This window comes from Bacillus nitratireducens (assembly GCF_036320425.1).
Classification (GTDB): Bacteria; Bacillota; Bacilli; order Bacillales; family Bacillaceae_G; genus Bacillus_A; species Bacillus_A nitratireducens.
Genome location: NZ_JAUMJO010000005.1, coordinates 365640 through 386731 on the forward strand (window position 1 = coordinate 365640; position 21092 = coordinate 386731).

Consider the following 21092-nt stretch of genomic DNA (forward strand, 5'->3'; position numbering starts at 1 on the left):
TTGACTTAATATGTTGTCATTCGTTATAGTCAAAATATGGGGCGAATGCCCTGATTTTAAGAGTGAAGGGAATGGAATGAACATGCAAGGACGAGTAAAATGGTTCAATGCAGAAAAGGGATTTGGATTTATTGAGCGTGAAGATGGTGACGATGTTTTTGTCCATTTTTCTGCTATTCAACAAGATGGGTATAAGTCGTTAGAAGAAGGTCAACAAGTGGAGTTTGATATTGTAGATGGAGCGCGTGGACCGCAAGCGGCTAATGTTGTGAAACTGTAAAGGTTAAGTTTTTGGAAAAGATAGAGCTGTATTTTTAGCAGTATTATATAGATGGGATGGTAAAAGCTCTTGTTCGTAATAAGGGCTTTTTTGTTGTGGTAAAGTTGTCAAAAAGTTGTTTCTTTTCTGTAACTAATTGTCCACAGTTACATTCGTTATTCACGATGTTAATAGGATAAAATAAAGATAGAAACGATGCATCTTTTCATTTCAACAAAAAACGATAAAAAAATCGCAATTCCACTAATTTTTTTAAAAAAGTTAGAAGGAGTTTTTAAGCCAATGTCGAAATTATAGTACATAGGCTTGAAAGGAGGAATTCATCTATGAAATTCAACATTCGTGGTGAAAATATTGAAGTAACTCCAGCATTAAAGGAATATGTAGAGAAAAAACTAAGTAAGTTAGAGCGTTATTTTGATACATTCCCAGAGATTAAAGTTAATTTAAAAGTATACTCTGACAAGCAACGTGTCGAGGTAACAATTCCATTTACTGATTTATTACTTCGTGCAGAAGAAACTAATAGCGATATGTACGCTGCTATCGATTTAGTAGTTGATAAACTTGAGCGACAAATTCGTAAACATAAAACAAAGGTAAATCGTAAGTTACGTGAGAAAGGTTCTGTGAAAACAAACTTTATCCTTCCAGAAGCAGTAGCTGTTCTGGATGCGGTAGAAGAGGATGAATTAGAACTTGTACGTACAAAACGATTTGATTTAAAACCGATGGACGTTGAAGAAGCGATCCTACAAATGGATATGCTAGGACATAATTTCTTCGTCTTCACAAATGCTGATACAAATGAAACAAATGTTGTATATGGCCGTAAAGACGGGAAATATGGTTTAATCGAAACAAAATAATCATTCAAAAGCGTAGCCAAAATGGCTACGCTTTTTTTATATGTTTTTTGCTTCCTTATCTTGTAATATTGATATGAATTTTAATGGCTAATTCGTAATGAAATTTAGAAGTCATGCTTTGTCACGGTTAATTGTATTACTATTCCAAAAGGATCTCGCACAATGGCATAATCCGGGCTGAAGGAATTTTTTTCAAAAGGTGTTAAAATATAAACCTCATCATGTTGAATTAGATTGTGATAGAGTGTTTCAATGGTTTGGAAATCTTTAGATTGAATGCATAATGATGAGCTATTACTTAATTGCCAAGGGCGTGTGGAATCCACTGCCTGTTCTGCAATCATAATTTTATTAGTACCAATTTGTAAAACGGAATGGGTAATATAATGTTCTTGGCTTTCTTTATACGTGAAATTCGGATCTATTTCTTTCATTTCTTTATAATTCTTTTTAAATAAAACTTTTGCACCTAAATACTGTTCGTAAAATGCAATTGCTTTAGCACCTTGCCCATTTAATGATAAAAAGTGATTACTTCAAAGTTCATTGTATTGCCTCCTTCATAATATGTGTACACTTATTACTATACAAGTATAAGGTGCCACACATTGGCACCTATAGGGAGAGTTTATGAAAAAAGTTGAACGTTTAAATCAGATGCTACGCTTTATTAATCAAAAACAAACATTCACATTGAAAGATTTAATGGATGAATTTCAAATTTCAAAAAGGACAGCTTTACGTGATATTGCATCTTTAGAGGAAATGGGTGTACCTCTTTTTGCAGAGTATGGTCGATATGGAGGATATCGTTTAATAAAAGCGATGACATTACCACCGATTTCATTTACAAATCATGAAGTTTTTGCACTTTATTTTGCAATGCAAGCACTAAGTAGTTTTGTAAGTATTCCCTTTCAAATCTCGCTTCGTTCCATCAATAAGAAGTTCTTGGATAGTGTTTCATCAAAACAGCGTGAGCAAATTGAAAACTTGCAAAAAAGAGTTTCCTTTTTTCATTCGGAACAAGCACATGAATGTGGTTATCTAGAAGAGATTTTGTTAGCCGCTGTTCAAAATAGGGCTTTAACTATAAACTATGTAACACCGAAACAAACGACAATGCGCCGTATTCAGCCGATTTCGATTTATGCAATGAAAGGTTATTGGTATTGTCAGGCTTACGATTTAGATAAATCTGCTTATCGAGTGTTTCGCTGTGATCGTATTAGGTCGTCAGAAATAGTAGATGCTCAGGATAGTCTGGATTTGGAAAATATAAATATACATAACGCACATATTCTTTGGAAAGCAACTGAACAAGCTATTCAATTTAAATGCTCAATTACTGCGAGGGGGATAGAGATATTTAAGCAACAACAATATCCTTCGATGAAATTATGGGAGGAACATGAAGGGACATATTTAATAGGAACTTATGAGCCTGCTGAAATTGACTTTATCATCTCGTATCTAGCTAGTTTTGGTAAAACTATAAAAATAATTGAGCCATCTTCTTTAAAAGAGAACTTAAAAGAATACTACATAGATTTAATACAAAATTTGTAACGAAGAGAGATTAGTTTGTTGGAACAAATGAAATACAAACTTTTTCTGAATATAGGGCTAGACATTTGGACGATTGTTGTCATAGTTATAAGACAAGTGTTACAATTATCATTAGGTTTATACATTTTAGTTTTTTTAATTAGGAGAAAAATTGGCATAACATATATTTGATTTTTATAACGACTGATTGTAAAGAGAGAAAGAAAAAAGCAATCGGAAGTTTTATTTTAATAAAAAGAGGAGCGTATTCCCTATGATCGGTATTTTAAAAAAGGTGTTCGATGTTAACCAACGCCAAATTAAACGTATGCAGAAGACAGTTGAGCAAATTGATGCATTAGAATCATCTATTAAGCCACTAACTGATGAGCAATTAAAAGGAAAGACGCTTGAATTTAAAGAGCGTTTAACAAAAGGTGAGACAGTAGACGATCTACTTCCTGAAGCTTTTGCGGTTGTTCGTGAAGCAGCAACTCGTGTTCTTGGAATGCGTCCATATGGTGTGCAGTTAATGGGTGGTATTGCCTTACATGAAGGGAATATCTCTGAGATGAAAACGGGTGAAGGTAAAACGTTAACGTCTACTTTACCTGTATATTTAAATGCTTTAACAGGAAAAGGCGTTCACGTTGTTACAGTCAATGAATACTTAGCGCAACGTGATGCGAGCGAAATGGGACAACTTCATGAGTTTCTTGGCTTAACAGTAGGAATTAACTTAAACAGTATGTCACGCGAAGAGAAACAAGAGGCTTATGCTGCTGATATTACGTATAGCACAAATAACGAGCTTGGATTCGATTACTTACGTGACAACATGGTGCTATATAGAGAGCAGTGCGTTCAGCGTCCACTTCATTTTGCTATCATCGATGAAGTCGATTCCATTTTAGTCGATGAGGCACGTACGCCGCTTATTATTTCTGGACAAGCTCAAAAATCAGCAGAGCTATATATGTTTGCAAATGCATTCGTTCGTACATTAGAAAATGAAAAAGAATATTCATTTGATGTGAAAACGAAAAATGTAATGTTAACAGAAGATGGTATTACGAAAGCTGAGAAAGCTTTCCATATCGATAACTTATTCGATTTAAAACATGTAGCACTTCTTCACCATATTAATCAGGCGCTTCGTGCACACGTTGTTATGCACCTTGATACAGATTATGTTGTGCAAGAAGGCGAAATCGTAATTGTAGACCAATTCACTGGTCGTCTTATGAAAGGTCGTCGTTATAGCGAAGGTTTACACCAAGCTATTGAAGCAAAAGAAGGCGTAGAAATTCAAAATGAAAGTATGACACTGGCAACAATTACGTTCCAGAACTATTTCCGTATGTATGAAAAATTATCTGGTATGACTGGTACAGCGAAAACGGAAGAAGAAGAATTCCGTAGTATTTATAATATGAATGTTATCGTAATTCCAACGAACAAAGATATTATTCGTGATGACCGTGCTGATTTAATCTTCAAGTCAATGGAAGGCAAATTCAATGCAGTTGTTGAGGATATTGTAAATCGTCATAAACAAGGACAACCTATTCTTGTTGGTACAGTTGCAATTGAAACGTCAGAGCTTATTTCAAAAATGTTAACACGTAAAGGTGTACGCCATAACATTTTAAACGCGAAAAACCATGCGCGTGAAGCAGATATCATTGCAGAAGCTGGTATGAAAGGTGCTGTAACGATTGCGACGAATATGGCTGGTCGTGGTACGGATATTAAGCTTGGAGACGATATTAAAAACGTTGGTCTAGCAGTTATCGGTACAGAGCGTCATGAAAGCCGTCGTATTGATAATCAGTTACGTGGTCGTGCTGGTCGTCAAGGGGACCCTGGTGTAACGCAGTTCTACTTGTCTATGGAAGATGAACTAATGCGCCGCTTCGGTTCTGATAATATGAAAGCGATGATGGATCGCCTTGGTATGGATGATTCACAGCCGATCGAAAGTAAAATGGTTTCTCGTGCGGTAGAATCTGCACAAAAACGTGTAGAAGGAAATAACTATGATGCACGTAAGCAGTTACTGCAGTACGATGATGTACTTCGTCAGCAACGTGAAGTTATTTACAAACAGCGTCAAGAAGTAATGGATTCTGAGAACTTACGCAGCATTATTGAAGGTATGATGAAATCTACGGTAGAACGTGCTGTTGCGCTTCATACACAAGAGGAAATTGAAGAAGATTGGAACATTAAAGGTCTTGTTGACTACTTAAATACAAACCTTCTGCAAGAAGGAGATGTAAAAGAAGAAGAATTACGTCGTCTTGCTCCAGAGGAAATGAGCGAGCCAATTATCGCGAAGTTATTAGAGCGTTACAACGACAAAGAAAAGCTTCTGCCAGAAGAGCAAATGCGTGAGTTCGAAAAAGTTGTTGTATTCCGTGTTGTAGATACGAAATGGACAGAGCATATTGATGCGATGGATCATCTTCGTGAAGGTATTCATTTACGTGCGTACGGTCAAATTGATCCACTTCGTGAGTATCAAATGGAAGGATTCGCAATGTTCGAGTCAATGATTGCTTCTATCGAAGAGGAAATTTCTCGTTACATTATGAAAGCTGAAATTGAACAAAACTTAGAGCGTCAAGAAGTTGTTCAAGGTGAAGCTGTTCATCCATCTAGCGATGGCGAAGAAGCGAAGAAAAAACCGGTTGTAAAAGGTGACCAAATGGGACGCAATGATTTATGTAAATGCGGTAGTGGCAAAAAATATAAAAACTGTTGTGGCATTGGGCAGTAATACAGAGCGGTAGTTCAGACTGCTGTGCAAACTTTTACATCAAAAATGTGTAATAAAAAGGATTAAACTCTCTCCGTAATAAGCGGAGAGAGTTTCCCTTGTTTTCATATGAAAGTAACAGCAATTACATAGAGGTGAAGGAAATGGAATTAGTAGAAATTAGGCAAGAATTAGAAAAAATGGCTAAGAGATTAGCGGCTTTTAGGGGGTCTCTTTGACCTCCCTACTAAGGAAAAACAAATTGCAGAATTAGAAGAAAAAATGATGAGCGCAGGATTTTGGGATGACCAACAAGGTGCACAAACTGTAATTAATGAAGCGAATGCGCTGAAAGATATGGTTGGAAGTTTCCGTCAGTTAGATGAGACGTTCGAAAACTTAGAAATGACGCATGAACTGTTAAAGGAAGAGTATGATGAGGATTTACATGAGGAATTAGAGTCAGAAGTGAAAACTTTAATTCAAGAGATGAATGAGTATGAGCTTCAGTTACTGCTAAGCGATCCTTATGATAAAAATAACGCGATTTTAGAATTACACCCAGGTGCAGGTGGAACAGAGTCACAAGACTGGGGTTCTATGTTATTACGTATGTATACACGCTGGGCTGAAAAACGTGGATTTAAAGTAGAAACGGTTGACTACTTACCAGGTGATGAAGCTGGTATTAAGAGTGTTACTTTATTAATTAAAGGGCATAACGCTTACGGTTACTTAAAAGCAGAGAAAGGTGTACATCGTCTTGTACGTATTTCACCGTTCGATTCTTCAGGTCGTCGTCATACATCATTCGTATCTTGTGAAGTTGTACCTGAGTTCAATGATGAAGTTGAAATTGAAGTGCGTACAGAAGACTTGAAAATTGATACGTACCGTGCAAGTGGAGCTGGTGGGCAGCACATTAATACGACAGATTCAGCAGTTCGTATTACGCATACACCGACAAATACGGTTGTAACATGTCAGTCAGAGCGCTCTCAAATTAAAAACCGTGAGCATGCAATGAAAATGTTAAAAGCAAAATTATATCAAAAGAAATTAGAAGAACAACAAGCACAATTAGATGAAATCCGCGGTGAACAAAAAGAAATCGGATGGGGTAGCCAAATCCGTTCTTACGTATTCCACCCGTATTCTCTTGTGAAAGACCACCGTACAAATACAGAGGTCGGTAACGTACAAGCAGTTATGGATGGAGAAATTGATCCATTTATTGATGCGTATTTACGTTCTCGTATTTAATAAGAGAAAAAGCCAACAGGATTGTTGGCACATGCTGAGGTAAAAGAGGATATAAAGAGGTTTATCTTATTTATATTGATGAAATAATGAGGAAGAGAAGTTGAAAATGACAACTTCTCTTTTTGATGAGATTATATGTAGAATACAACGCTGCATATTGTTTTGTAAAAAGTAGAGAATAGTAAAACAAAGCGGTAATAGAGTAGGATCTTATATAGAATTTTTTTGATTTACTTTGAAGAAAGAGGTTCTTTATAGAATTTTCTAAGGTGTTCACAGAATTGAAACAATTTGTGAAAGCTTTATTTTATTAGGCTTCTCGATATATTTGTAAAAAATATGAAATACACCTTAGTTTTTCTATATAAAGATAATGCTTATAATGAATATTGAGTGTGTTATGAGGACTATTGCCTAGTTAGGAATGAAAAGAATATCAACAATGGGGAGCGATAGAAGTGAAAAAGAAATTGTTGGCTATTGCGTTAGGAACATCAGTCGTTTTTGCTTTAGGAGCATGTGGAAATAAAGAAGAAAGTAAACCTTCTAAACAATCTGCAAGTACAGATAGTGCAGAACAAATTTTTCAAAAAAGTTGTATAGGCTGTCATGCTAAAGATTTATCAGGAGCAACTGGACCCGATTTACGAAAAGTAGGGCAGAAATACGACGCAGCAGAGATTGAAAAGATTATTGAAAAAGGTCGCGGTTCAATGTCACCAGGAATTATTCAAGGTGAAGATGCGAAAAAAGTAGCTGAGTGGTTAGCTGAACATAAATAAGAAACGTAATTAATAAACGAGCTGATTGTATAACTTGACCGAAAAGCGCTTTAGGTTAAGCAATTACATTAGCTCGTTTACCTTTTTTGGGGATGTAACATAACTGTAACAAAATTGTATCCGAACTGGAAACCGATTGATGTTACAATGAGGTTTGTAGAATTTTGATGAAATATATTACATAAAGTAGCGGTGCTAATAAAAAGCATGTATGAAAGCTACCTTCAACAAGAATGGTCAAGCGAGAGTAAGGTTTTCTTTTATTTTCAAATGTGCAGAAAAGTATTTCGAAAAAAATCATTAAGTATTGGGTGATAAATAATGATAAAAATGACGAATGTTTATAAGGAGTACCCAAATGGTATGAAAGCCATTGCTGGTCTCACAGTTAACATTAAACAAGGTGAATTCGTATACGTAGTTGGACCGAGTGGAGCCGGAAAATCTACATTTATTAAAATGATGTATCGTGAAGAGAAACCATCTACAGGATCAATTAATGTAAATGGACTTGTAATTGAAACATTAGCAGAAAGAGATGTTCCATATTTCCGTCGTCAATTAGGCGTAATTTTCCAAGATTTTAAATTGCTACCTAAATTAACGGTATATGAGAATGTTGCGTTTGCTTTAGAGGTAATTGAAGAAGAACCAGATGCGATTCGTGAGCGCGTTACAGAAGTATTAGGTCTTGTTGGTCTTGAAGAGCGTGCCGATGCACTTCCAAATGAGCTTTCGGGCGGAGAGCAACAACGTGTGGCGATTGCAAGAGCGATTGTAAATAAGCCAAAGGTTGTAATTGCCGATGAGCCAACAGGTAACTTAGATATTGAAACAGCTCTTGATATTATGAAGATTTTTAAACGTATTAATGAGCGTGGTACAACGATTGTTATGGCGACACATAACGCAGATATCGTAAATACAATTCGTCATCGTGTAATTGCAATTGAAGGCGGAAAAATTGTTCGAGACGAGATTGAGGGAGGATACGGATATGAAGGCTAAAACCCTTAGTCGACATTTGCGAGAAGGTGTGAAAAATCTATCCCGTAACGGATGGATGACGTTTGCTTCTGTAAGTGCAGTAACAGTTACATTATTACTTGTAGGTGTCTTTTTAACAGCGATTATGAATATGAACCATTTTGCGACGAAAGTAGAGCAAGATGTAGAAATTCGTGTGCATATTGATCCAGCAGCAAAAGAAGCTGATCAAAAGAAATTAGAAGAAGATATGAGTAAAATTGCGAAAGTAGATTCTATTAAATATTCTTCTAAAGAAGAAGAGTTGAAACGTTTAATTAAAAGCTTAGGCGATAGTGGAAAAACGTTCGAATTATTTGAGCAAGATAACCCACTGAAAGACGTATTTGTTGTAAAGGCGAAAGAGCCGACTGATACAGCAGCGATTGCGAAAAAAGTTGAGAAAATGCAGTTTGTAAGTAATGTTCAATATGGTAAAGGTCAAGTTGAAAAATTATTTGATACTGTAAAAACTGGTCGTAATATCGGGATTGCGTTAATTGCTGGTCTTCTATTCACAGCGATGTTCTTAATCTCTAACACAATTAAAATTACAATTTATGCTCGTAGTACTGAGATTGAAATTATGAAACTTGTTGGTGCAACAAACTGGTTTATTCGTTGGCCGTTCTTGTTAGAGGGATTATTCCTAGGAGTATTAGGATCAATTATTCCAATCGGAGTAATTTTAGTTATATATAATTCATTGCAAGGTGTGTTTAATGAAAAACTTGGCGGAACAATTTTCGAGCTTCTACCATACAACCCGTTCGTATTCCAATTAGCTGGTTTATTAGTGTTAATTGGTGCATTAATTGGTATGTGGGGAAGTGTAATGTCAATTCGTCGCTTCTTAAAAGTATAAAAAGTTGCAAACATAATTCGTACAAGCTTATCATATAGTAGAAATAGGTAAAGGCATCACACATCGTGTGATGCCTTTTGCTACACCACCTGTGTGTTCTGGAAAGGGGAATTCCGCATTGAAACGTAGAGTTGCAATTATTGGAATGGTTGTTGCATTTTTAATTGGTGCTGGCGGGATGTTTGGCGGTATGTACTGGCTTGGGATAAATCCAGCGTATGTAACGCAAACGATGTCGAATGGCAATGCTAGCACAGCGCAAGGGAATTTGGCAAAAATTAATGAGGCGTATGCACTAATCGATTCACGTTATGTGGAAGACGTGAAAGACGACAAGTTAGTCGAAGGTGCAATACAAGGCATGTTGTCTACGCTGAAGGACCCTTATTCCACGTATATGGATAAAGAAACGGCAAAACAGTTTAGTCAGTCACTAGATCCTGAGCTTGAAGGGATTGGAGCTGAAGTGAACAAGACGGACGGTAAGCTTATTATCGTATCGCCGATTAAAGGTTCACCAGCAGAAAAGATAGGAATTAAACCGAACGACCAAATTTTATCTGTAGATGGAAATAGTGTGAAAGATTTATCACGTGAAGAAGCAGTATTGAAAATTCGTGGTAAAAAAGGAACGACTGTTGCAATTGAAATTAAGCGCGCAGGAGTAGCTGATCCGATCGTATTTAAAATTAAGCGTGAAAAGATTCCAATCTTCACTGTATTTAGTTCAGTAAAGAAAGAGAATGGAAAAGATATCGGTTATATGCAAATTACTTCTTTCGCTGAAAATACTGCGAAAGAGTTTAAGGATCAGTTGAAAGAATTAGAGAAGAAAAATATTGCAGGCTTAGTTATTGATGTACGTGGCAATCCTGGTGGCTATTTAAATAGTGTAGAAGACATACTAGGAGAAATCATGACAGATAAAAAGCCAATGTTGCAAGTAGAACAGCGAAATGGTGAGAAGAAGAAATTCTCTACGGAATTGAAAGAGAGAAAATCATATCCAATTTCAGTATTAATTGATAACGGAAGTGCTTCTGCTTCAGAGATTTTAGCTGGTGCGCTAAAAGAAGGAGAAGGATACGATTTAATTGGTGAAAAAACGTTTGGTAAAGGTACTGTTCAGCAGGCTGTTCCATTTAAAGATGGCAGCAACATTAAATTAACGATGTTTAAATGGTTAACACCGGACGGTAATTGGATTCATAAAAAAGGAATCGCGCCAACTGTAGAAGTGAAGCAACCAGATTATTATCACGCGACACCAATTCAAATTGAAAAGACACTTTCATACAATTCGAATGATGTGCAAGTAAAACACGCGCAAGAAATGCTCAAGAGCTTAGGATATGTACCAGGCCGTGAAGATGGATACTTTGGTAAAGAGACAGAATCAGCACTGAAAGCGTTCCAAAATGCAAATGAGATGGAAGCGACAGGACAACTTGATAAAAAGACAGCTGAAGCAATTCAAAATAAAATCATTGAAAAAATCCGTTCTGGAGAAAACGATTTACAATTACAAACGGCATTGAAGTTAATAGCGAAATAAGAAAGAATGCAGGCACTTTGATGCCTGTATTTTTTTATGTGTTAAATATGATAAGATAAAAAGAAAGAATGATATAAATGGTGGTGAATGAATTCGTGGAGGCATGGCTTTTTGAAATACTACGAGCAGTTGGACGTTTTTTCTTACACCCTGCTGTCTATGTATTTTTAATTAGTAGTATCTTCGTTGGATACTTACGTATATTAAGAGAACGAAAAGATTTTTCTTTTAAAGTATATGATATTTGGTTTGAACTGCGAACAACTCTATTTGCAGGTATTGGGTACGGATTAATCGTATCTATTATTACGATTGGGCTCGGGCTTGTCGTTTCAAAAGCGAGTTTATGGGCAATTTTACTTTGGACATTATTATTCGGATTAACTGCTATGTATCGATATCTATCTGTAGCGTATACGTTCGGTATTGCTATTGCATTCGTGTTGTTATCGTCTAAGATGCCAGTTTCCTTCTTACAGCTTGGAGAAGGTGAAGAGGGTACGATTGTATCCCTTGCTATTTTACTAGGCGTTATGCTCGTTGTAGAGGGTTTATTGATCTCTAAAAATGCAGTACGATATTCTACGCCGAAAATTAAAAAAGGTAAGCGTGGGTTACGAATTGGACTACATGAATCAAATCGTCTATGGCTTGTACCAGTATTTATTCTTATACCAGGAGACGCAGTGACAGGATTTATTCCTTGGTGGCCTGTCGTTTCAATAGGTTCAACTACATACTCTTTATTCCTCGTTCCATTTTTAATTGGATTTATGAGAAAGATTAGAAGTTATGAGCCGAAGGAAGCTTTATTATTTACAGGAAGACGTGTATATGGACTAGCAGGACTCGTACTCGTTTTAGGAATCGTAAGTTATTGGTGGCACGTATTCGCGATAATTGCGATGGGAGTTGCAATGCTTGGGCGTTTCACAATTTCAATGCAAGAGAAAATTGCGGATGAGACAAGGCCAGCGTACTTTGCCGCACGTAATGATGGGCTCGTTGTACTAGATACAATTCCGAATACAATTGGGGCAGAGATGCATTTAAAGCCTGGAGAAGTTATTACGAAAGTAAATGGAGTCATTCCAAGAAGTACAGAAGAGTTTTATGATGCCCTTCAAACGAAGACAACAGGAGCATTTTGTAAATTAGAAGTATTAGACACAAATGGGGAGCTTCGTCTTGCTCAAACGGCATTATACGCCGGGGGTCATCACGAATTAGGTGTTGTGTTTATTCAGCAGGAGCATGAGTGGGATTCAGAAGCTATATAATAGAAGTGAGGGTGTCACCGATAGGTGATACCCTTTTGGTTTGGGTGGGGCGGGATTAGTAGTAAATGAAATTTATATCGGCGGTTATTCAAATATATCAGCGATTATTCAAATATATCGACTTTCCGGCAAAAAACGACAACTATCGCAAACCTTATTTTAGTTTCATAGTCGAATCACTTGAACAATTATTTGATAATAGTTATCATTTAGAGAGTCTTTTAATTTGGAAAAGGGAGGAAACATATGCTACGTAAATTTTTTTCTTACTATAAACCGTACAAAGGTTTATTTATACTCGATTTTTCTTGCGCAGTTATTGCAGGGTTACTCGAACTTGGTTTCCCGCTTATCGTAAATCAATTTATTGATAAGTTATTACCAGGGCAAAACTGGACACTTATTTTATGGGCTTGCTTTGGTTTACTTGCAGTTTATATTTTAAATGCAGGTTTGCAATATGTCGTTACATATTGGGGACATATGCTTGGGGTTAACATTGAAACAGATATGAGGCAGAAATTATTTGATCACATTCAAAAGCTATCATTCAGATTTTTTGATAATAATAAAACAGGTCATTTAATTTCACGTCTTACAAACGATTTAATGGAAATTGGAGAAATTGCTCACCATGGGCCAGAAGATTTATTCATTGCTGTTATGACTTTAGTTGGAGCATTTTCATTTATGATGATGATCAACTGGAAATTAGCACTTCTAACATTCTTTGTGATTCCATTCTTATTATGGTTGGCACTTTATTTCAATAAAAAAATGACAGGTACGTTTAGACGTTTATTCTCAGATGTTGCTGATTTTAATGCATGTATTGAGAACAACGTTGGTGGTATCCGCGTTGTACAAGCATTCGGAAATGAAAAGTTTGAGAAAGACCAGTTCGCTGTGAACAACGCTCGTTTCCGTACAACGAAATTAATGGCGTATAAAATTATGGCGTTAAATTCATCGATTAGTTATATGTTGATGCGTCTTGTAACACTCTTTGTATTAATATGTGGTACATGGTTTGTTCTGCAAGGTGAATTAACGTACGGTGGATTTATTGGATTCGTTTTATTAACGAATATTTTCTTCCGCCCAATTGAAAAAATTAATGCGGTTATTGAAAGTTATCCGAAAGGAATCGCTGGTTTTAAAAGATATGTAGAGCTTCTTGAAACAGAGCCGGATATTGTGGATTCTAAAGATGCAATTGAAGTAAAACATGTACACGGTGATATTCAATACAATAACATCACGTTCGGATATGAAAATAAAGAGCCGATTTTAAACGATATTAGTTTGAAAATACATGCAGGTGAAACAGTTGCTTTCGTAGGGCCATCAGGGGCAGGGAAAACAACATTATGTAGTTTATTACCACGTTTTTATGAACAATCATCTGGATCGATTCAAATTGATGGCATTGATACAAAAGAGATGACGTTGTCGTCACTTCGTAAGCAAATTGGAATTGTACAGCAAGATGTTTTCTTATTCTCAGGAACAATTCGTGAAAATATCGCTTACGGAAACTTAAAAGCCTCAGAAGCTGACATTTGGCAGGCGGTAAAACGTGCCCAGTTGGAGGACTTAATTTACTCGCAACCAGATGGCTTAGATACAGTTATCGGTGAGCGTGGTGTGAAACTTTCAGGAGGACAAAAGCAGCGCTTAGCGATTGCTCGCATGTTCTTGAAAAACCCACCGATTTTAATTTTAGATGAAGCAACTTCTGCGCTAGATACAGAGACGGAACTTGCTATCCAAAAATCACTTGCAGAACTATCTGTTGGCCGTACAACATTAGTTATTGCTCACAGGCTTGCAACGATTAAAAATGCAGATCGTATCGTTGTTGTAAATAAAGATGGTATTGCAGAGCAAGGTTCGCATGAGGAACTAATTGGGCAAGGCGGAGGATACAGCCGGTTATATGAAGCTCAATTCAGTTCGTAAATATAATTTCTGCTGAATTAGTGCACCATAAGTAAGTGAAAATCTTATATGGGGGGCTATAAAGCATGATTGTAACAACAACTTCTACAATTCAAGGGAAAGAAACTATTGATTATATCGATATCGTCAATGGAGAAGCAATTATGGGGGCGAATATCGTTCGTGACCTGTTTGCTTCTGTTCGCGACGTTGTTGGTGGTCGCTCAGGCGCTTATGAAAGCAAATTAAAAGAAGCGCGAGACATTGCAATGGAAGAGATGAAAACTCTTGCAAGACAAAAAAATGCAAATGCTATTGTTGGTATCGACGTGGATTACGAAGTAGTTCGTGAAGGGATGCTAATGGTTGCGGTGAGCGGGACTGCTGTCCGTATATAAAGTGAAACTTTAATCAGTGGGGGGGTTCATCTCCCACTGATTATTAGTTGAACCAATCGGGCGTTTACGGGCAGTTGATCTCCCACCTAATTTCTTTGCTCAAGCCGAATTTTGAGGTGGGAGTCTTACTGCCCACAAATAGCGGGATAAAGTGAAAAGCCGTGCTGGTGCACGGCTTTTTGTTGTTATTGTGTCTAACATGATGGGGAGGGTGATATTCTATGTCGAAGCCTCGATATTTCTTGGGAAATGTGGAAGGTCCCGTCGATATATGGGGAAGACATTAGAGCGCTTCTTTACACTGCCGAATTCGAACTAATAATTTTTCGTATTCTTGTTCGAGAAATGTGATGTCATCATGCTGATTTGGGATAGAAATCCGGTTGATGATTTCTGTTAATTTTGTTTGTAATCGTAATAATTCTTGTTCAGTAACGTTTACAGAATCCCCGGTGGTTCTTTTTGTGTATTGCTCGTAATTGCCGTGGAATATTCTTGGTTCGCTCTCATCTACTTGTAGAATATGGTTGGCAACAGAACGAATAAAGGCACGGTCATGGCTAATGAAAAGTATTGTGCCAGGATACTCCTGTAACATGTTTTCTAATTCTTCTTGTGTTGCCAAGTCTAAATAGTTTGTCGGTTCGTCGAGCAGAAGCATATTATAGTTTCCTAAAAATACTTTTGCGAGTGCAACTTTCATGCGTTCTCCACCACTTAAGACGTGCACAGGTTTATGAACATCTTCACGGCGGAATAGGAGCCTTGCAAGTATTGTTCGAACGAACGATTCTGTATAGTTTGTTTCTTCTAGAACGTTTTCTAAAATTGTTTTATCTGTTTTTAAAATAGATAATGTTTGTTCAAAGTATCCAATTTTACAACTTTTCGAAAGCTGAATGCCACGCTCGTTCGCGAGAAGCATTTTGAACAAAGTTGTTTTTCCGCTTCCGTTTGTCCCTAAAATAGCAATCTTTGCCCCAGGGACAATTGTTCCATTCATATTTTTAAATAGTGTGCGACCCCCTATTTTCTTCGTTGTTTTATTAAACTGTACAACCGCTTTACTATGAATTGGTGTGTGGTACTGTACATCAAACTGAGCTTGAGAAAAGTCTTTCGGCTTTTCTTTCTTTTCCAACTTTTCGAGGCGTGTTTCTAGTGCTTTCGCTACTTTGCTAACATTTTCTTGCCCATGAGCCCCGCTGCACTTATAAAGTTTAGATTCAGATGAACTGAACCGTGTTGGGATTTTGGTCATGCTAGAAGCACGTTGCTTTCTTTGTGAAATTGACTGTTCTAACCGATTTTTTTCTTGTATATATTGATCATATTCTGCTTGTTTTTGTGTTCGCTCACGTTCTTTTTGCTTTCGATAGTTTGAATAATTCCCTTTGTACTCTTGAATTATGCCGTCTTCAATTTCGATGATTTTGGTACATATGGTATTTAGGAAGTCACGATCATGTGATATTAAAACAAGTGCACCGTTATAAGATAAAAGTGCCTTTTCTAATTGCTCTGTACCAAACATATCTAAGTGACTTGTTGGCTCATCAGCAAATAGAATGCCTGCATCTTGTTCGAGGGCATGGGCGATCTTTAGGCGCATTCGTTCACCGCCGCTCATTGAATTTGCGACGTTTGAAATATTCCATTTTCCTTTAGCGAGGGAAGAAGCGGTTTCCGGTATTTCTTCGCTAAGCTGAGGAATGATGGCGATAGAGCTATGATGAGTTACTGTACCTTTGTCAGCTTCTATTTCTTTACTTAGTATTTGTAATAACGTAGATTTTCCGGCTCCGTTGACTCCGACAATTCCTATACGATCGTTTGCTTGGATTTCTAGTGATGGTAACGTAAATATGGTGCGATCACCAAAGCTCTTTTCGATATTACGTGCGATTAAAATAGTCATAAAAAACCCTCCCTAGTTTCACTAGAGAGGATAAACGTCGCCCTTCAATGTAAAAAATCGTACATAAATAAACGATTTTTTACATGATTGTATCGAAAGAAAGTATCGACAAATGGACAGACTAATCCTCTGCTAGTTTTCATCATTTTTGTTCACTATTTGTGATGGATGAAATAAATAAGAGAATTAGAACTTCATTGGTCAAAGTACCTTCCTTTCATAATATTATTTTTATTGTATGCGCATACAAATGAATTTGTCAAACTTATTTCTGTTTGTTATTTTTGAATTTGTTATTATACAATTGCGCTTTTGCCAGCGCCTCAGCATCGTTCTTGATTTCATCTAGTCCATTCGCATCCCCAATAATATACCCTTCAAATGATGAGCCAACAAAATCAAAGATATATTGAAACTGGGCGATAAGCGGCAATGCTTTCAGTTTTGGATTGTCTCCGCCAACGATGACAACGTACATTTTTTTGCCTTTCATTTTTTCTTTGAAGTGAAGAGATGTATCACGCAAGCTTTGTGACCAGCGATCAACGAAGTTCTTCATGTGGCCGCTCATTCCGTACCAGTATAGCGGTGTAGCGAAGATAATCGTGTCGTGCTCTAGCATGCGTTTGGTTAACTGCTCGTAGTCATCATTTACAGGTTGAAACCCTTCTGCATCATGGCGCTGATCTATGATTGGGTGGACGATATGATCACGCAAGTAAATTTGTTCTGTTTCAATTCCATCAATCACCATATGTGTTAAAGCTTCTGTATTTCCGTTTGGTCTTGAACTGCCATGTATAACAAACATGTAATCATCTCTTTTCTTTTGCTTGTTTTAGGAGTGAAACGTGTTTTTGTAAATTTGTTTGAATGTTGGAAAGTAATGTAATTTGCTTCGTTACCTCACCAAGTTTGTCTTCGTAAAGTGCAAGGATACTACTACACGGATTTTCGTAAAGATGCGGCTCAATTTCAAGGCAACGTAGCATTCGTTCTGTTTCTTCTAAATTTAAGCCGAGCTGTAAATACATTTGAATCAGCTCTACTTTTTCGATTGCACTTTCATCAAAATCACGGTAGCCATTTGCTAGGCGTTTCGAAGGGAGTAATCCCTTTTCCTCATAATGTCTTAGTGCCCTTTCGCTAACCCCAGTTTCTTTTGATAACTCTCCAATTCGCAATGCGTTTCACTCCTTTTACATGTATTGTAAACCTTCACACTAATGTAAAGGTCAACTCTGTTTTTTCGCAAAAGAATCTACGTGTTTTAAAAAGACTTGAATAGCTTTAGACGAGATGAAATATTTGCCGCGCACGATGGAGAATGGACGGATTAGCTCTTCGTTCGGAACGGGGATGTGGAATATTTCTTGTGCCAACAGTTCTTTTCGAACAGTCCAATCTGAAAGGATAGCGATGCCAAGACCGGCTGCAACGGCTTCCTTCACGCTTTGAATACTGCTAAATGTAAAGAAACGTTTCATTTTTAAATGATGTTGGTGTATAAAACGATCGCTATAGGCACGTGTGCCAGAGCCACTTTCCCTTAATACCCAAACTTGGTCTTGCAATGTATTTTCGTTAATCCCCTTGATATGGAGCAATGGATGGTTTGGCGGGACGACGAGTTTCATTTCATCTTGCATAAAAGTTTCAACGTCTACGTTAGCGTATACGACTTGGCCTTCCACTAAGCCGATATCAATTTGATTAGAGCGAAGGCTTTGCAAAACTTCTTCCGTATTGGAGATAAATGTATGAACTTCGACGTGTGGATTTTCATTCGCATAGTTAGCGAGTATTTTTGGAAGCAAATATTCACCAATTGTAAAGCTAGCGCCGATTCGCAGCGTTCCTGTTACGACATTGTGCAATTCATTAATTTCTTGTTTTGCATCTTCATAAAGTGAAAGCATTTGCTTTGCGTGTATGTATAATATGTTTCCAGCTTCCGTAACTTGGACGTGCTTGGGGGAGCGCTGAATAAGTGTAGTTCCAAATTCATTTTCCAAGTTGCGAATGTGCATGCTTACGCCAGGTTGTGAAAGGTTTAATAATTCCGCAGCACGCGAAAAATGTTTTTGTTCAACGACAGTAACAAAGATTTTCAAAATGTCGACGTTCATTTGTTAGGCCCCTTTATTTTTGCTTTTATTTTATCATAAATATTTCTGATGATAGGGATTCAATATTGATATTAAACTTATTATTAAAACTCTCTTATAATGTAACTAGAAAGAACATGCATGTTCCAATACGATTATTGGGGTGGTACAAAGTGGAACAAACACTTGTTATACAAAAGAAAAAGGGCTTTGGATTTTCGCAAGGTATTGGGATTACGTTATTAATCGCCATCGCAGCGAAATATTTAGCAGAGCTTCCATTTTTAAATATTATGGGACAATTAGTAATCGCTATTCTAATCGGGATGGTTTGGCGCGCGACAATCGGGATTCCTCAAGAAGCGATAGTGGGAACGAACTTTGCGAGTAAGAAGTTGCTTCGCTTCGGGATTATCTTACTTGGAATGCGGTTAAATCTTGTAGATATTGCGAAGGCAGGACCGAAAGTATTGGTCATCGCAGCGGTTGTTATTACATTTACAATTTTCGTTGTATATGGACTAATGAAAGTATTTAAAGTAGAAAAGAAACTTGGAATTTTAACGGCGTGTGGAACGGCGATTTGTGGTGCGGCCGCAGTCGTCGCGATTGCACCGCAAGTGAAAGCGAAAGATGAAGAAACAGCAGTCGGGGCAGCGATTATTGCAATTTTAGGTACAATATTTACACTTATTTATACGCTGTTATATCCAGTTCTTGGATTCTCTCCGTACAGTTACGGCGTTTTCTCAGGAGCGACGCTGCACGAAATTGCTCACGTTATCGCGGCTGCAGCACCAGGCGGTAGCACGGCTGTAGACATCGCAGTTATTGTGAAATTAACACGCGTTGCGATGCTTGTGCCAGTAGCGATTTTAATTGGATTATGGTTTGGTAAGAGCGAGGGAAGTAAAGAAAAAGGATCGTGGCGCGATCTTCCGATTCCTTGGTTCATCTTCGGATTTTTAGCAATGAGTGCAGTGCATTCGCTTGGGATTATCCCAGAAGTTGTTGCTGGATATATTGTAGTCATTGCGTACATGCTTATCGCAATGGCGATGGCAGGACTCGGTTTAAATGTAGAGTTTAAAACGTTCCGCAAATTAGGAAGCAGAGCATTTGTGGCAGGGCTGATTGGCTCGGTTTGCTTATCTGCTCTTGGGTACGTTCTTGTATATGCATTAGGATTTATGTAGTAGCAAAGAGGCATCTTATAGATGTCTCTTTTTTTTACCTTTTTTTGTAAAGGTTTCTTTACTTGCAATTGGAAAATATTTATAATTAAAGTAAAGATATCTTTACTTTCGAAGGTGGAGCCTATGGATGTGAAAAATAAAATTAAGGAATTACGAAAACAACATCATATAACGCAAGTGGAAATGGCGAAGGCGATGCAGGTGACGCGGCAGACGATTGTGGCGATTGAAAACCATCATTATAATCCGAGTCTAGAGCTATCCCTAAAAATCGCCAAATATTTTGGGATGAAGGTGGAGGAAATATTTACGCTGGAGTAAGGGGAGAGAAAATGAACGACACTAAAAAGTTGTATATCACTACTGTCTTAGGATTATGTGGAGGAGACGTTTTAGTTCGTATTATGGACCCATCTATACCAATGTTACCGCTAATAGTTAGTAACATTTTAGCAATTTTACTTTTAACAGTTTATTTGTATTACAAAAAGCGGAAGTACAAAAAAGAAGAACTTCCAGATATAGATGAGCGAGTAAATGAAAATATAAAAAGGCATGTAAATGTCTCGCTTATATTCGCATTTGTCCTTCTTATTGTTTACATTTGTGCGAGCAAAATTGTAGGCAGAGATGTCATACCTACGCCAGAAATATTTATTATATGTAGTTTCTTATTTGCTGGTAGTCTCATCATAGGAGTAATGGCGGGGAAACGAGCATAGCGATAGGAGGAATGAAAATGCAAGATGAGTTTGAGAGATTCCAGTCAGATAAAGCGTTTAAATATGTAGGGTTGTTTTTAACAATGAGTTTAGCGGTATGGAGTTTATACAATTTAATTGTTTATGGAAATGCGGGCATGCCGTTTGTTTTATTTGTATTAGGACAGTTTGTTTATTTCTTTGTGAACTATTGGCCGAAATGGAAATATGGAAATCAAAAAGAGGCTGATCATGTATGAGTAAGCAAGCGGTTATGAGGTTTGTAGGGAGCTTATCTTTAGCAGGGCATCAACGAGTGTATTAGCAACAAGGGAAATCAAATAAATATATAAAGGGGAAACGGGATGGGGTTAGCGGTGTTATGTGTTGCGACGGCTATATTTGCACTTTTGTGGGGGATGCAAAACTTCTCTCGTAATCCAGTGCCAAGTGTATGTATTATGATTGGCGCTGTAGGTTTATCATACTATTTATTAGTTTTAGCGCATTATCATAAAACAGCAACAAGTGTTGTTGTTGGGGCAATTATTTTATCTTGTGGGCGTGCTGTACAAAAGGGGTTATTTCCATAAAAGCTGTT

Annotated in this window: 21 protein-coding genes and 1 pseudogene; 17 read left to right on the forward strand and 5 right to left on the reverse strand. The window is 37.2% G+C overall.

What is annotated here, in order from left to right; translation table 11 throughout:
• Positions 1-82 precede the first annotated feature (82 nt).
• Both cspC and hpf read left to right on the forward strand, forming a co-directional pair.
• A complete protein-coding gene (gene cspC / locus Q3V31_RS20625; protein ID WP_001990088.1) occupies positions 83-280 on the forward strand; it encodes a cold shock protein CspC in 198 nt (65 codons plus the stop codon).
• 326 nt (positions 281-606) lie between these two features.
• Complete coding sequence (gene hpf / locus Q3V31_RS20630) at positions 607-1149, forward strand: ribosome hibernation-promoting factor, HPF/YfiA family (protein ID WP_000671193.1); 543 nt, start codon at positions 607-609, stop codon at positions 1147-1149.
• A 104-nt stretch (positions 1150-1253) separates the two neighbouring features.
• Here the strand turns inward: hpf and Q3V31_RS20635 are convergent.
• Positions 1254-1696: pseudogene (locus Q3V31_RS20635) on the reverse strand (VOC family protein).
• Positions 1697-1779: 83 nt separating this feature from the next.
• Between Q3V31_RS20635 and Q3V31_RS20640 the strand changes: the two are divergent.
• The 10 genes from Q3V31_RS20640 (at position 1780) to Q3V31_RS20685 (ending at position 14568) form a co-directional block, all read left to right on the forward strand.
• Positions 1780-2718: a helix-turn-helix transcriptional regulator gene (locus Q3V31_RS20640; protein ID WP_000755076.1), complete on the forward strand. Its 939-nt coding sequence runs from the start codon at positions 1780-1782 to the stop codon at positions 2716-2718.
• Between the two features lie 253 nt (positions 2719-2971).
• Positions 2972-5479 carry a preprotein translocase subunit SecA gene (gene secA / locus Q3V31_RS20645; RefSeq protein ID WP_000579391.1) on the forward strand — a complete coding sequence of 836 codons (2508 nt, stop codon included), beginning with the start codon at positions 2972-2974 and terminating at the stop codon, positions 5477-5479.
• Positions 5480-5622: 143 nt separating this feature from the next.
• Positions 5623-6721, forward strand: a protein-coding gene (prfB, locus tag Q3V31_RS20650; RefSeq protein WP_097809445.1) for a peptide chain release factor 2 whose coding sequence is annotated in 2 segments (ribosomal slippage) — positions 5623-5694 and positions 5696-6721 — 1098 coding nt in all. Because the reading frame shifts where the segments join, the coding sequence is not laid out codon by codon here.
• 458 nt (positions 6722-7179) lie between these two features.
• Positions 7180-7503 carry a cytochrome c551 gene (cccB, locus tag Q3V31_RS20655; protein WP_000727963.1) on the forward strand — a complete coding sequence of 108 codons (324 nt, stop codon included), beginning with the start codon at positions 7180-7182 and terminating at the stop codon, positions 7501-7503.
• Between the two features lie 321 nt (positions 7504-7824).
• On the forward strand, positions 7825-8511 hold the full coding sequence (gene ftsE, locus Q3V31_RS20660; protein WP_000594330.1) for a cell division ATP-binding protein FtsE: 687 nt from the start codon (positions 7825-7827) through the stop codon (positions 8509-8511).
• On the forward strand, positions 8501-9394 hold the full coding sequence (ftsX, locus tag Q3V31_RS20665) for a permease-like cell division protein FtsX (RefSeq protein ID WP_000645024.1): 894 nt from the start codon (positions 8501-8503) through the stop codon (positions 9392-9394). The genes ftsE and ftsX overlap by 11 nt, the downstream gene beginning before the upstream one ends.
• A gap of 118 nt (positions 9395-9512) precedes the next feature.
• The gene (locus Q3V31_RS20670) at positions 9513-10949 is read left to right on the forward strand and encodes a S41 family peptidase (RefSeq protein WP_000830321.1); all 1437 of its coding nucleotides are present in this window, start codon (positions 9513-9515) and stop codon (positions 10947-10949) included.
• A gap of 95 nt (positions 10950-11044) precedes the next feature.
• A complete protein-coding gene (locus Q3V31_RS20675) occupies positions 11045-12229 on the forward strand; it encodes a PDZ domain-containing protein (RefSeq protein WP_170959308.1) in 1185 nt (394 codons plus the stop codon).
• Positions 12230-12475: 246 nt separating this feature from the next.
• Entirely contained in the window at positions 12476-14191 is a 1716-nt protein-coding gene (locus Q3V31_RS20680) for an ABC transporter ATP-binding protein (RefSeq protein WP_000944598.1), read from the forward strand.
• Between the two features lie 65 nt (positions 14192-14256).
• Entirely contained in the window at positions 14257-14568 is a 312-nt protein-coding gene (locus Q3V31_RS20685) for a YbjQ family protein (protein WP_329766634.1), read from the forward strand.
• 283 nt (positions 14569-14851) lie between these two features.
• Here the strand turns inward: Q3V31_RS20685 and abc-f are convergent, their stop codons facing one another.
• From abc-f to Q3V31_RS20705, 4 genes are all read right to left on the reverse strand, one after another.
• Positions 14852-16486 carry a ribosomal protection-like ABC-F family protein gene (abc-f, locus tag Q3V31_RS20690; RefSeq protein ID WP_329766636.1) on the reverse strand — a complete coding sequence of 545 codons (1635 nt, stop codon included), beginning with the start codon at positions 16484-16486 and terminating at the stop codon, positions 14852-14854.
• A gap of 265 nt (positions 16487-16751) precedes the next feature.
• Positions 16752-17297, reverse strand: a complete 546-nt coding sequence (locus tag Q3V31_RS20695) for a flavodoxin family protein (protein ID WP_329766638.1) — start codon at positions 17295-17297, stop codon at positions 16752-16754.
• Positions 17298-17301: 4 nt separating this feature from the next.
• Positions 17302-17670, reverse strand: coding sequence for a MerR family transcriptional regulator (locus tag Q3V31_RS20700; RefSeq protein WP_001219183.1), 369 nt, complete (start codon positions 17668-17670; stop codon positions 17302-17304).
• Positions 17671-17721: 51 nt separating this feature from the next.
• Positions 17722-18615, reverse strand: a complete 894-nt coding sequence (locus Q3V31_RS20705; RefSeq protein WP_329766640.1) for a LysR family transcriptional regulator — start codon at positions 18613-18615, stop codon at positions 17722-17724.
• A gap of 152 nt (positions 18616-18767) precedes the next feature.
• Between Q3V31_RS20705 and Q3V31_RS20710 the strand changes: the two genes are divergently transcribed.
• From Q3V31_RS20710 to Q3V31_RS20730, 5 genes are all read left to right on the forward strand, one after another.
• Entirely contained in the window at positions 18768-19790 is a 1023-nt protein-coding gene (locus Q3V31_RS20710; RefSeq protein ID WP_329766642.1) for a YeiH family protein, read from the forward strand.
• A gap of 123 nt (positions 19791-19913) precedes the next feature.
• Positions 19914-20111 (forward strand): helix-turn-helix transcriptional regulator, encoded by a 198-nt coding sequence (locus Q3V31_RS20715; RefSeq protein ID WP_329766643.1) that lies wholly within the window; start codon positions 19914-19916, stop codon positions 20109-20111.
• An 11-nt stretch (positions 20112-20122) separates the two neighbouring features.
• A complete protein-coding gene (locus tag Q3V31_RS20720) occupies positions 20123-20512 on the forward strand; it encodes a hypothetical protein (RefSeq protein ID WP_329766645.1) in 390 nt (129 codons plus the stop codon).
• A 17-nt stretch (positions 20513-20529) separates the two neighbouring features.
• Complete coding sequence (locus Q3V31_RS20725) at positions 20530-20751, forward strand: hypothetical protein (RefSeq protein ID WP_090813813.1); 222 nt, start codon at positions 20530-20532, stop codon at positions 20749-20751.
• 105 nt (positions 20752-20856) lie between these two features.
• Positions 20857-21084, forward strand: coding sequence for a hypothetical protein (locus tag Q3V31_RS20730; protein WP_000521907.1), 228 nt, complete (start codon positions 20857-20859; stop codon positions 21082-21084).
• The last annotated feature ends 8 nt before the right edge of the window (positions 21085-21092 follow it).

What these genes read in the sequence shown, in the direction of transcription:
- cspC (WP_001990088.1), top strand. Translation starts at nt 83, where the DNA reads ATGCAAGGACGAGTAAAATGGTTCAATGCAGAAAAGGGATTTGGATTT.
- hpf (WP_000671193.1), top strand. Translation starts at nt 607, where the DNA reads ATGAAATTCAACATTCGTGGTGAAAATATTGAAGTAACTCCAGCATTA.
- Q3V31_RS20640 (WP_000755076.1), top strand. Translation starts at nt 1,780, where the DNA reads ATGAAAAAAGTTGAACGTTTAAATCAGATGCTACGCTTTATTAATCAA.
- secA (WP_000579391.1), top strand. Translation starts at nt 2,972, where the DNA reads ATGATCGGTATTTTAAAAAAGGTGTTCGATGTTAACCAACGCCAAATT.
- ftsE (WP_000594330.1), top strand. Translation starts at nt 7,825, where the DNA reads ATGATAAAAATGACGAATGTTTATAAGGAGTACCCAAATGGTATGAAA.
- ftsX (WP_000645024.1), top strand. Translation starts at nt 8,501, where the DNA reads ATGAAGGCTAAAACCCTTAGTCGACATTTGCGAGAAGGTGTGAAAAAT.
- Q3V31_RS20680 (WP_000944598.1), top strand. Translation starts at nt 12,476, where the DNA reads ATGCTACGTAAATTTTTTTCTTACTATAAACCGTACAAAGGTTTATTT.
- Q3V31_RS20685 (WP_329766634.1), top strand. Translation starts at nt 14,257, where the DNA reads ATGATTGTAACAACAACTTCTACAATTCAAGGGAAAGAAACTATTGAT.
- abc-f (WP_329766636.1), bottom strand. Translation starts at nt 16,486, where the DNA reads ATGACTATTTTAATCGCACGTAATATCGAAAAGAGCTTTGGTGATCGC.
- Q3V31_RS20695 (WP_329766638.1), bottom strand. Translation starts at nt 17,297, where the DNA reads ATGTTTGTTATACATGGCAGTTCAAGACCAAACGGAAATACAGAAGCT.
- Q3V31_RS20705 (WP_329766640.1), bottom strand. Translation starts at nt 18,615, where the DNA reads ATGAACGTCGACATTTTGAAAATCTTTGTTACTGTCGTTGAACAAAAA.
- Q3V31_RS20715 (WP_329766643.1), top strand. Translation starts at nt 19,914, where the DNA reads ATGGATGTGAAAAATAAAATTAAGGAATTACGAAAACAACATCATATA.
- Q3V31_RS20720 (WP_329766645.1), top strand. Translation starts at nt 20,123, where the DNA reads ATGAACGACACTAAAAAGTTGTATATCACTACTGTCTTAGGATTATGT.
- Q3V31_RS20725 (WP_090813813.1), top strand. Translation starts at nt 20,530, where the DNA reads ATGCAAGATGAGTTTGAGAGATTCCAGTCAGATAAAGCGTTTAAATAT.
- Q3V31_RS20730 (WP_000521907.1), top strand. Translation starts at nt 20,857, where the DNA reads ATGGGGTTAGCGGTGTTATGTGTTGCGACGGCTATATTTGCACTTTTG.